Here is an 11,496-nt window from a genome sequence, read left to right on the forward strand (position 1 = left end):
TTGTAACGAACCGCGAAGGCGCGTTAGCGAAGCGGTTCGTTACAAAAATCTATTTTACAATATCGCATTACCAGGAAATCTCTGCTTTAAAACAGGCATTACCGGACAAGGTTTTTGCTCCTGCAAATTCTCCGGTTTGTTCCAAGTAAAAGGCCCTTTCTTCTCCGCAGCCATCCACAGCAAGCTTTTTGCTCGCGTCATCGCCACATACAGCAGTCGAAACTCTTCTGCTGTTTTCAAATAACCTGCTTGTTCCCATGCTTCGCCTAGATTTGGTAAAGGATATTTTTCGTGCAAACTTGCTCGAATTTGCGCTCTCGCTACCTCTGCTAAAGTGAAATCTCCTAAAAATCTGGCTTGGGGCAAAACTCGCAGATTTCCAGGGATAGTTTGTTCGTGTAAAAACGGCAAAAATACACAATCCCAATCTAATCCTTTAGCTTTGTGCATGGTAATAATTGTTAGTTGACCTTTGCTGGTGTAGCGTTCTTCTATTTTGTCGTCTGCATCCACAGGTTCAAATCTTTCGGAACTGACAATTTCGCTCAGTACGTCCAAAATATTGCGCATTGAATTATTGCCGGCTGTTTGGATTGCTACCCGTTCTGCTAATTTGTCGGCGGTGGCTAATTCTGTTTGGTCGTATTGCAGCGCTAAGGCTAAAAATGAGATGATTTGGTAGGGCGGCAGTTCTAAGCTAGCTTGCAGCAAACCGCAGCAAAAATAGCGGCATTTGCGAACTGGTTCTGACTGCTGCGGGTCTAGAGGGCCTGGGTAAAGAAATTGCTCGGGGCTGGTAGCAAAAGCATTGTAGTCTTGTTTGGGAATGAGTTGCCGATCGCTCAAAATCTTTAATGCTGCTTTTAGGTAGTCTGGAGAGTGCGGGCGATCGAGAAATTGCAGTAATGTTAAGATTTCCCAAGGCACTTGAGAATGTCTGTCGCGCTCTCCCACATCCTCAATTTTAATCCCGTATTTCCGCAAATCAAAGCTTAATCCGTGTTTTTTCGGATTCTCCAGCATTTCTTTGATAAACTTGCCTTGTTTGTTTTCTCGCACTAAAACAGCCATCGATTTAAGAGTTTCTAAAGGCAATTTTTGACGATTTTCTCCATCGCTCGCTTCACCCACAGCTTCGAGATTTTTCTCATTGCTTCCTAATTCAAAATCCGCAGGTAAAAATTCCTCAACTAACTCAATTACCCGCTTGCCAATTAACTCAACTGTATGGTAAATATCGCGGGGAGTATGCAATTCTAAGCCTCGACCAATGGGGGCGGGATTTGCATTGTGCTGCGGGTCATCGCTGGGTACTGGCTTAATAGTTTGGTCGCGAAAAGGCTGTTCTGTTCCCGCTAATTTTGAGCTATTTACCCATTTCAACATAAAGTTAGCTGCATCGATAATCACCTGGGTGCTGCGACCTGCGCCGTCCATTGTCGCTAACTTCTTTTCCACTTCGCACTCATCGCAAAATTGGTTAAAATAAATCGGGTCGGCGGGAGTGAAAGTAGAATTAATCGCTTGATTTGGGTCGCCAACTCTGATAAAATTGGGAGGTAAGGCAGGATGATCGGGATCGATCGCCAATGTTTCCAAAAGCCTAGTCTGCAAAGGTGTAGAATCTTGGGCTTCGTCCTCGAAAACGGCAAATACTTGCTTTTGCTCGATCGCCCTCGCCCTCGGATTGTCCAACACCCGCAAAGCTGCTAAAATCATCTCGTCGTAATCGATGAATTCGCGACTCCTCAACAAAGCCTGATATTTTTGATATAAACCCCCAGCTACTGCTAAAATCTCATAACCGTCCCCAGTATCAAGAGCGCTCATTTCTAACAACTGTTCGGGAAACAAACCAGAAGATTTCGCCTCGTGAATCACAGTTTTAGCTACCTGCGGCAAAATTTCCGTCCGCAAAACCGATTGTCGCCGCAATCTCTCCGTTTCCTCTCCGTCGAATTGCTGTCCTTCCAACAAAACTTGATATCGGCGGGGATTTTCCGCAATCCAAAGTTCTACACAGGTGCGAATTAATCGGTGACTTTGAGTAGGAGTAACTAAAGTTGAATTTTCTAAATTTAAACCCGACAAATCGGGATGGCGCATCGCAATATTCAAAGCTAAACCGTGCAAAGTGTGCACCGCAAAACCGCCTTGAGATAAAGACAATTGGGCCAATCTTTCCCGAATTTTAGCTTTAATATTAGCAGCAGCCGATCGCGTAAATGTCACGACAATTAACTGGCGGCGGTTGTGAAGCTGGTTGCGGGCGATCGCAATTGCCGACGCAGCAGCCATTCCCGTAGACTTCCCGGCCCCTGGAACCGCCGAAACAGCAAGGGGGCCGCCTTGCCAATCCGCCATGTCCTGCTGCCCCGCACGCAAGCTTTCGCGAATTTTAAGGCAAGCTTGTTCTCGCAAAACAGCCGCAAACCCTGATTCGGAAAGCGCTGAGGCTACATCCGGGCGATCGATATTAGTCGTCGATCGCATAAAATCAGTATCAAATTCATCAGTCATTCGATTTTAGATTTTAGATTTTAGATTTTAGATTAGAAAAATATTTGTCGCGTTCAGCCTTTTCAAACGGTATCAGAAACCGAGTTGCTTTAGTTGCGATCGCCTATGCCCAGAACCCAAACCGTCAATCGATTTTAGATTTTAGATTTTAGATTTTAGATTGAATAAAGCGACCCCGCTCAGAAATCTGGGCACTGGCGGGAGCGAGGAGCTTTTTTCTCGCTCCACGGATGAATCCGGGGACTTGTGACCAAATTGTTTTCGGTCATCACACCGATATTTATTGGCTTTCATCTGCGTTCACCTGCGTTTATCTGCGGTTAAAAATCCCAAAGTATTCAACCTCTACCGTTTCCATTTCGGTATCGGCTAAACTAATGCTATCTATTCGAGCTTAAATTGAAACCAGCATAAAATTCAATACCCAAGCCTTTTTTATAGGAGTCACCCAAATGAAAACTCACCTCAAAATCTATTCCCCCCCGCACAGGCCAAACCCAAACCCAGCCAACAGCAGCACAACTCGTTTTGCTGTGGCAGTATTTTTAACTTTATCTTCAGCCATTGCTTTGCCTAGCTGCGGAGGAGATCAATCGACCGGCAGCGCTCCACCCGGCGGAGCTTCATCTAGCATCCGTGAAAACCAAGTTCCCGCATCGGCTCCACCACCTCCACCCGCAGCCGAGCCAGCAGCCCAAAGGTCAAAAACTCCTGGTGCATCAAAAAAAGCAGCAGAAACTCCGGCAACCCGTCCCCAACTGATTAAAAAAGCCGAACTCAGTGTAGTTGTCAAATCTATTGACGCCAGCACTAAATCTGTTACTAATATTGTCGAAAAACAGCAAGGCGATATCTTGGGTTTCCAAAATCAAAAGCCGCCGGATTCCAGTGTCCGCCAAACGGCGTCTGTGGAGATTCGCGTGCCTCAAGAACGGTTAGAAACTACTTTAGACACTTTGGCAAAACTCGGAACTGTAGAGAACCGTGCTCTGACGGCTGAGGATGTTACGGATCAATTAGTTGACAGCGAGGCTAGGCTGCGGAACCTCCGCAAATCAGAAGAAATGGTGTTAAAAATTATGGAGCGATCGGGCTCTGTCGGCGACGTGCTCAAAGCTGCTCAAGAGTTGAGCAATATTCGGGAGTCGATCGAGCGCATTGACGCTCAGTTAAAAAGTTTGCGAAATCAAGTAGCTTATTCGACTATTAGCTTAACTCTAGAAGCAGCAGTATCGGCTCAACAAACTCCCGAACCTTCTCTAGGTTTGCGGGTGCAGGAAACTTGGGGGAAAGCGACTCATTCTGTGGGCGAATTGACGCTCGGTTTGTTTGGTTTGGGTATTTGGCTGTTGGCTTACAGTCCTTATTTGCTCTTAATTGCGGCTGCGGTTTACGGCTTTAATCGATTTAAGAAACACCATTCTGTTCCGCAAATTCAAGAACCGAAACCGCCTCAGTAGTCAGTAGTCAGTAGTCATTAGTCATTCCACTCACATAAAATTTATGTATTGTGGAACTGCCGAGAACCCGTTCTTAAAACCAACGACAACTGACAACTGACAACTGACTAATCATCAATTTGCCATCCATCTTTGGTATAGTCTTCATCCACAATCTTTTTCGGACGCATCACCAGAACAACTCGCCCCAAAATAGGAATATCCGGGGATTGTTCAAACCAGTACAGTTCTAAATTGCCAGCGTTATCGGCGAGGAAATAACTTTCAGCATCCCAGTGTCTTTGGGCTCGATCGGCAATAATCAAAACTTCTTCAACTTTGCCTTGCAGCGGTACCGGCAATCGATCGCTCATTCCCAAAACCGCCACCGGATCTTCAGCGTTCAAAATTACCTGCCATCCGGGAATCGCCACCCAAGCTCCCGCTCCGGAAAATTTTACCATTCGGAACGGCTCGATTTCCTCCGGTAAAGGCACTGCCAGCAAATCTCTGGTAGAAAGCGGCAATTTGCCTACAACCGGGACAACGCGCGGCAATTGTTCCTCGGTATCGAGCCGGTAGACTGGCAAGCGGGGCGCTTCCCGTCTCGGAACTACGGTAAAATCGACGAGCAACTGCTCGATTTGCGCCCTAGCGGTTGGGCTGCTAGCTAATTTTAAACCGCGAGCAATTAAGCGCGATCGCTCTTGCAAATCGCTTTTCTGTCTCGCCAATTGCCAGCATTGGTAAGCCATAGCATCGCCGGGAGTGTCTGTGAACCCTTGGGGGAGACTCCCGAAGTGCGAAAACTCCTTGATCGCTTTAGCAACTTGGCGAGCATCGTCAACATCCAAATTGTGGGTTAGCATCAAAGCTGCTGCCCCGGCCCGCTCTACTTGAGAGAGAATCCGAAACTCGTATAAGATATCGCTACCTTTGCCCAGGAAGTGCGATCGAACTTCTTCTGAAGCCCCAGCATTTACCATGCTGGTGTAAACTTGGGCTGCGACGCTTACTTGATTTTGCTGAATTGGCTCAAAACCAGTTTCTTCAAAAATCCTTTGAGAGTTGTAGCCAGCTTTTAGCAGTGCGGTGCAGGCCTGTCCCCACTCTACCCAAGTGCCTTCTTTTCGGCGGAGCGATCGAATTAACTTTTCGGCATCCACAGCATTTGTGGAGGATGCAGATGCAGGAGGGGATGAATCTTGCGGTGTATCAGTCATAATTGAATCAAAAACTAGCGCTAAGTTATGTGTGATTGGATACCGGCAAGGCTCGTGTCGCGGCAGAGCGATAGATTAATAGTAAGTGAGTTATGAGACTATTGTTACAGAATAGTTGCTCGCCTAAATTTACAAAGGGGAGTTTATCGTATTGATATGGATAATGCCATTTCAGAGCTCGATCAAATTAAACGCCAGCTCATGACACTACACCGACCGAAAAAACCCAAAATGCTGGTAGTAGACGACGAACCAGACAATCTGGATTTACTCTACCGCACTTTCCGACGAGATTTTAACGTGCTCAAAGCTGAGAGCGGAATTCGCGCCTTGGAAGTCCTCGGCATCGAAGGCGAGGTCGCCGTGATCATTTCCGACCAGCGGATGCCAGAAATGAAGGGAACGGAGTTTCTGAGCAAAACCGTGCCTCAGTTTCCGAATACGGTCAGAATTATCTTGACTGGTTTTACGGACATTGAAGACTTGGTGGATGCCATTAACTCAGGACAGGTTTACAAGTATATCACCAAGCCTTGGGACCCGAACGAATTGAAAATGGTGGTGCAAAAGGCGGCCGAGACTTATGAAGTTCTCAAGCAGCGGACTGAGGAATTGCACCGCTCCCAAAATCAAATACAACTGTTAGCAACAATCATGCAAACGGCTGTGGATTATCCGAGTTTGGATGCCAGTTTAGAGCCAATTGCTACTGCTATAAGCGATAATTTTTTGGCGGATGCTTGCATTTTGCAACTGGTGGAAGGAAATGTTTTAATGCCAGTCCAAGGCAGTCATACCACCAGCAAAACTGTGGAAAATTGGCTGGCAGATGATCCTCTGGTTCGAGAAGCAATTACCTCTCAAACTATTCAGGGTGCTGTGAATATTGCGAACGACCCAGCCCTAGCGAGCCTGCCGCACTATCAGAAATGCGGCATTCAAGCTCACCTGAGCGTCCCGGTGATTCACAAGGGTCGATCGATCGCCCTGGTTTCCATCCAGTGGAAGCAACCTTGTTCCCTGCGCCCCGACGAACTCACAACAATTCACCTCGCCGCCCAAGAAGTTGCTTTGGTATTGACGAGTTTTCAGGGTCATTAGTCATCAGTCATCAGTCATCAGTCATCAGTCATTAGTCCTTAGTCCTTAGTCATCACTCGGCTCTCAATCTTAAGTCGGAAATGATAGCAAACCAATGATTCTAGACACTAGAACCCGGATCGCTAACAAATAAAAAAGCATTAATGACTGGCGACCGCATGACATGAATAGACGGATTAAGTATTTTTTATGGTTGACCAATTACCAATTACCAATTACCAATTACCAATTACCAATTACCCATGACAAATGACTAATAACGCCGAACAAATTAAAACTATATTTAATCGAATTGCACCAGTTTACAACCAATTGAACGACTGGTTGAGCTTTGGGCAGCACCGGATTTGGAAACAAATGGCGGTGAAATGGAGCAGTGCCGGCCCCGGCAATACTTGTTTAGATTTGTGCTGCGGCAGCGGGGATCTAGCTTTGCTGCTGGCAAAACAAGCAGGGCCGACAGGTTGCGTATTTGGAGTAGATTTTTCCGCCGAACAATTAGCTGTTGCGGCCAAGCGCGATCGACCTTTTCTCACCCCTGCAAGTCCCATTTCCTGGGTAGAAGCTGACGCCCTAGACTTGCCTTTTGCCGACAATTACTTCGACTGCGCCACAATGGGTTACGGCCTGCGCAACGTGACAGACATCCCCCGCAGTCTTCAGGAATTGCACCGCGTACTCAAACCCGGTGCAAAAGCTGCTATTCTCGACCTCCACCGCCCCAGCAATTCCCTAATGCGGAGCTTTCAGCAGTTTTATCTAGACACTCTCGTAGTACCCATTGCTCAGCAATTTGGCATGACTCAAGAATATGCCTACATTAATCCTAGTTTAGAAAAATTCCCGATCGGCGATCGGCAAGTCGCGATCGCCCGCCAAGCCGGATTTGCCACGGCCACCCACTACCCCATTGCCGGAGCTATGATGGGAGTATTGGTACTGGGCAAAGCAATTTAAAATTAAAAATGCTTGCAGTCTAGATCAGCTATCTAACTGTAGGGTGCACCGATCCCTGCGCGCCTTACCCTATTTTAATCCCTTATGAATCCGTCTGAAATTTGGCTGTTGTTGGCCCCACCTGTAGTGGGAGGAATTATTGGCTATTTCACGAACGATATAGCAATCAAAATGCTGTTCCGCCCCTATCGAGCTATTTACATCAAAGGGCGGCAGTTGCCTTTCACTCCAGGCTTGATCCCCCGCAACCAAGAGCGCTTGGCAAAGCGAATTTCCGACACAATTATGGGTTCGCTGCTGACGCCGGAGGAACTGCAAAACTTGGCGCGCCGCCTCCTACAAACAGAGCGGATGCAGTCGGTAATTCTCTGGCTTTTGCAGTTGGCGCTGGATCAGGTAAAAGCAGACGCGGAGCAAAAAACCGCTAAAATTCTCGCTAACATTCTGCGAGATTTGCTGGGGGAATCTGTGCCGCGAATTCTCAAAGTTTTGGCGCGCCGGGAAGATTTTTTAGAAGTTCAGCTAAATCAAATTTTTGACCAAGTTTTGCTGGAGATTCAGTTAACGGAATCTCAGGCGGCTCAGCTTGCTGATTGGTTGTTGCAAGTAGTAATACCCCCGGAAGTGCTGCGTCAGGCTTTAATTGATTTTTTGACCGATCGCAATATTTCGATCATCGATGAAGGGTTTCGAGAAAAAACTAGCGGCACTTATTGGGTAGTAGCCAATTTGTTTGGTTTGCGGAACACTTTAACTCGGCTGCGGACTTTTTGTCTAGATGACAGAGAAGCGACAAATCAGCGGTTAGCAGAGTTAACTATTTCTTTGGGAATTCGCGGGCGAATTCAGGAATGGCTGCAAAATTTGTCGATGCAAAATTTACCGGTTTCGACTGTGAGACAGTTGCGAAAAACAATGCGCGACAGCGTTCGCAGCTACGTTCAACAGCGGGGTACAGACGTACTTGAGGGGTTGAGTAAATCTATTGACTGGGAAAATATTTCGCGGTTGATTCTCAATCGCTTGCAAACTTCAGCGGTGATGAGCGCTTCCCTGGAAATTGTCAGCAAAGAACTGGCTTTGGTTTTAGAGCGTTATTTAGAGCGGGATTTAGAAAATATTGTAGCTCAGGCTATCCCGATTTTGAATATTGACCAGGTGATTGTCGATCGAGTAAAAGGTACTTCTCCTGAAGAGCTGGAGTTAGCAATTCAGGGAATTGTCCAAAGCGAGTTGCAGGGAATTGTAAATTTAGGAGGCATTTTGGGTGTTTTTGTCGGCTGTTTGCAGACAGTTGTGATTTGGATTCAGCGGTGATTTATTTCGGCAGTTGTGAGATATTGGTTGTAGTCTAATATTCACTAGATTTGCGCACACAGTAACAAAAACGCGGTTTTTTGGCAGTAGTTGCCACCTAAGCCAGAGGGTTTTTGGTAGAAACCGGGTTTTTGTTGTAGCCCCATCCTAATTTACCTATTTCTTAAATCTATGCCAGCCCCAAATTCGGACGATCGCACAAACATCCCAAAAAACCCGCGCAATCTCAGCCGCCAACAATACGAGCGTTTAACCGCAGAAATGGCCACTCCCTACCGGCCTCTGCGCCAGTTTGTCTATGTAGCTTGTGGCGCTTCGGGCTTTATCGGCGGCTTGGTTTTCCTGGCTAAAATTGCCTCGGGCCGGGAAATTGGCTCTGCTTTGCCCAATTTTGCGCTCCAAGTCGGAGTCGTGGCTCTGATGGTGTTCCTGTTTCGCTGGGAGCAGCGCGCCGAGAGCCGATCCCCAAAGTCGAAGTAACAAAAGTTTACAAATCGAGACAAAAATCTATCTGAGGCAAGGAAAAGTTAGAAATATAAAGAAATTATTATGAAATCCTGGTTTGTCAGCGATCCCTGTAATGATTAAGATGTGGCTTCAATTGGGGTCAGCAAATTTAAAGACCCTAATCATAAACCGCTTGTAATTCGTTCAATTGGGGTCAGCTTTCATAAAGACCCTAAATATATAAAATCAATTTAAGCCCAGCGCCAGCCTTCACTGATAGAAGAGCTGGCGTTCGGCATTTTGCGAGGATCGGGAGATTGGGAGATAGAATCAGTAGGGTGCGCACCGCGCACTGAGAAGCCCGTACCAGCGCCGTGAACCGAGTTTTTTGCCTAGCATCCGGTATAGGTAATACCAGTTCCCAAAAATCATGCAACTCTAGGCCCATACTCGAAACCACGACGATCGGTCATTTGCAATTCTAAAATCTAAAATCTAAAATCTAAAATCTAAAATGGTATAAGTGTTGGGCGATCGAATAATTTGGCATTTCCCGAAGAGCTTAGTCTGTGCAGTAACTAATGAGATGTGTCAAAGTCTAAGTAGAAAAAGATGTTGGGAGGTTTTACTGTGGGCAGATCATTTTTTAAAGAGCGGTGGACGTTATTTTTAGCAGCAGGTGCGGGAATTGTATTTTACAGCAGTGCTGCGGTGGCTGCCGAAAAGGTAGTGCTAAAATACAGTGCGATCCGAATGACTTTACCAGTCAGCGAATTAGAAATCTTTGCAGAAACTGGGAAAATGTCGCCCGCGTTAGAAATGCTGCTGGGAAAGGCAAAAAAAGATCCGCAAGCTGTTCGCAGCAGTCTGAACAGACCGGTGAAAGTCAGTCAAAGCTTTTTGGATCGGACGCTCAACAGCCAGGTTGGGGAAATAATTCTCGATGAAGTGGGTCAGGTAATTCGCACTCCTTCTGGGAATGCAAATCGAGAAGCTTTGCGCGAGGCCTTGGTGCTGTCTGCAACTAATGATAACGAGATTACGCTGCTGGAAGCGATGAAAAATTATCCTACTCCAGAAGTTTATGTTGAGGGCGATCGCTTAGTTGAAGCTTACGGTAAACTTGTAGCTTTGTCAGAACAATTGGGCGGCGTTTCAGAACGGCTGCAAGATATTTTGAATAAGATTCGTCTGCCTAGATTGTAGTGGATTTTGTCCAGCGGGGTTGATTGCTTCGACCTAGCACAGAATGTTGCTCAACCTGCATAAATTACAGGGGAGTCACATTTTATTTGTGCAAAATTTGCTTAATTTTGACACCTGTTTAAAAAAAGAATTCAACGGTAGACAAGCTCTAAACCTGACTGCAATCAGTCATTCCAAAATCAAACATCAAAAATCGTATAACTTGGCTGTACAATCTATCTCTGGATAGATGTTCGATCGTTTACAAAAAGCTTATAGCGAGTATCGGTTTTTGTGGTGAGAAAAGTAATTGAACCAAAAAATGCGGGTAAAAGCTTGTGTATCCCTCATAAACTGAAATAATATCGGGTGGACATTGCAGGTTATCTATCTTAAGATATGGAAACGCTGTCAGAGTAGGGCGATTGACGAAAAACGGCTAGTCATCAGTAAGCTAGTTGTATAAAAGATGCCATTAGGCAACGTATTAGCAAAAACTCTTGAATCAAAAAAAATGAAATAAAAACGCAGAGACACCATTAATTAAAACTTTCCATCCATCAACTCTATTTACTGGGTAACATTAGAAACATGAACAACAATCCAATTCGTTCAAAAGACCGTTTCTTGGTTTTCGGCGCTCCGGCGATCGAAGATGCTGAAATACAAGAATTGGTGGCAACCATGAAAACAGGTTGGTTGGGTACAGGCCCGAAAGTCATGAGATTTCAAGACGAATTCAATGCTTACAAGGGTTCTCAGTACGCGATAGCAGTCAATTCTTGTACGGCGGGACTACACTTGAGCGTCCTCGCTGCTTGCTTGGAACCGGGGGATGAAGTCATTACTACTCCGATGACTTTTTGCGCTACAGTTAATGCGATCGTCCACGCCGGGGCAACACCGGTACTGGCGGATGTAGATCCGGTGACAATGAATATTGACCCGGCTCAAGTCGAAGCTAAAATAACTTCAAAAACTAAAGCAATTTTGCCAGTTCACTTCGCGGGTCGTCCCTGCGATATGGATGCGCTTTGCGAAATTGTTAGCCGTCACAACTTGAAGTTAATTGAAGACTGCGCTCACGCGATCGAAACAGAGTACAAGGGGCGGAAAGCAGGCACATTTGGCGACTTCGGATGCTTCAGCTTTTATGTTACCAAAAACATTACGACGGGCGAAGGAGGAATGATTCTGGTCGCCAGTCAAGAAGATACCGACAGGCTCAATATTTTAGCGCTGCACGGTATGAGCAAAGATGCTTGGAAGCGTTTCGGAGACTCGGGTTACAAGCACTACCAAGTGGT

Annotated in this window: 9 protein-coding genes; 7 read left to right on the forward strand and 2 right to left on the reverse strand. The window is 46.1% G+C overall.

Going from position 1 to position 11,496, the window contains the following annotated elements; all coding sequences use genetic code 11:
- Window positions 1-54: 54 nt before the first annotated feature.
- Window positions 55-2,520, reverse strand: a complete 2,466-nt coding sequence (locus QUA20_RS26935) for an ATP-dependent helicase (protein WP_333192794.1) — start codon at window positions 2,518-2,520, stop codon at window positions 55-57.
- Window positions 2,521-2,972: 452 nt separating this feature from the next.
- On the opposite strand from QUA20_RS26935, the gene QUA20_RS26940 reads away from it, so the two are divergent.
- The gene (locus QUA20_RS26940; protein ID WP_333192795.1) at window positions 2,973-3,980 is read left to right on the forward strand and encodes a DUF4349 domain-containing protein; all 1,008 of its coding nucleotides are present in this window, start codon (window positions 2,973-2,975) and stop codon (window positions 3,978-3,980) included.
- A gap of 107 nt (window positions 3,981-4,087) precedes the next feature.
- On the opposite strand, the gene QUA20_RS26945 is transcribed toward QUA20_RS26940, so the two are convergent.
- A complete protein-coding gene (locus QUA20_RS26945; RefSeq protein WP_172190467.1) occupies window positions 4,088-5,182 on the reverse strand; it encodes a RuBisCO accumulation factor 1 in 1,095 nt (364 codons plus the stop codon).
- Window positions 5,183-5,338: 156 nt separating this feature from the next.
- Here QUA20_RS26945 and QUA20_RS26950 point away from each other — a divergent pair, with 156 nt between their 5' ends.
- The 6 genes from QUA20_RS26950 to QUA20_RS26975 all read left to right on the forward strand — a co-directional run.
- Window positions 5,339-6,283 carry a response regulator gene (locus QUA20_RS26950; RefSeq protein ID WP_333192798.1) on the forward strand — a complete coding sequence of 315 codons (945 nt, stop codon included), beginning with the start codon at window positions 5,339-5,341 and terminating at the stop codon, window positions 6,281-6,283.
- A gap of 249 nt (window positions 6,284-6,532) precedes the next feature.
- The gene (gene ubiE / locus QUA20_RS26955) at window positions 6,533-7,240 is read left to right on the forward strand and encodes a bifunctional demethylmenaquinone methyltransferase/2-methoxy-6-polyprenyl-1,4-benzoquinol methylase UbiE (RefSeq protein WP_333192800.1); all 708 of its coding nucleotides are present in this window, start codon (window positions 6,533-6,535) and stop codon (window positions 7,238-7,240) included.
- Window positions 7,241-7,324: 84 nt separating this feature from the next.
- Window positions 7,325-8,557 (forward strand): DUF445 family protein, encoded by a 1,233-nt coding sequence (locus tag QUA20_RS26960; RefSeq protein WP_333192801.1) that lies wholly within the window; start codon window positions 7,325-7,327, stop codon window positions 8,555-8,557.
- A gap of 171 nt (window positions 8,558-8,728) precedes the next feature.
- Window positions 8,729-9,037: a DUF3493 domain-containing protein gene (locus QUA20_RS26965; protein ID WP_333192803.1), complete on the forward strand. Its 309-nt coding sequence runs from the start codon at window positions 8,729-8,731 to the stop codon at window positions 9,035-9,037.
- 597 nt (window positions 9,038-9,634) lie between these two features.
- Window positions 9,635-10,210, forward strand: coding sequence for an alpha/beta hydrolase (locus tag QUA20_RS26970; protein ID WP_333192805.1), 576 nt, complete (start codon window positions 9,635-9,637; stop codon window positions 10,208-10,210).
- A 570-nt stretch (window positions 10,211-10,780) separates the two neighbouring features.
- On the forward strand, window positions 10,781-11,496 hold a 716-nt coding region (locus QUA20_RS26975; RefSeq protein WP_333192807.1), incomplete at its 3' end, for a DegT/DnrJ/EryC1/StrS family aminotransferase.

This window comes from Microcoleus sp. Pol7_A1, assembly GCF_036701085.1.
In the GTDB taxonomy this organism is placed as follows: Bacteria; Cyanobacteriota; Cyanobacteriia; order Cyanobacteriales; family Microcoleaceae; genus Microcoleus; species Microcoleus asticus.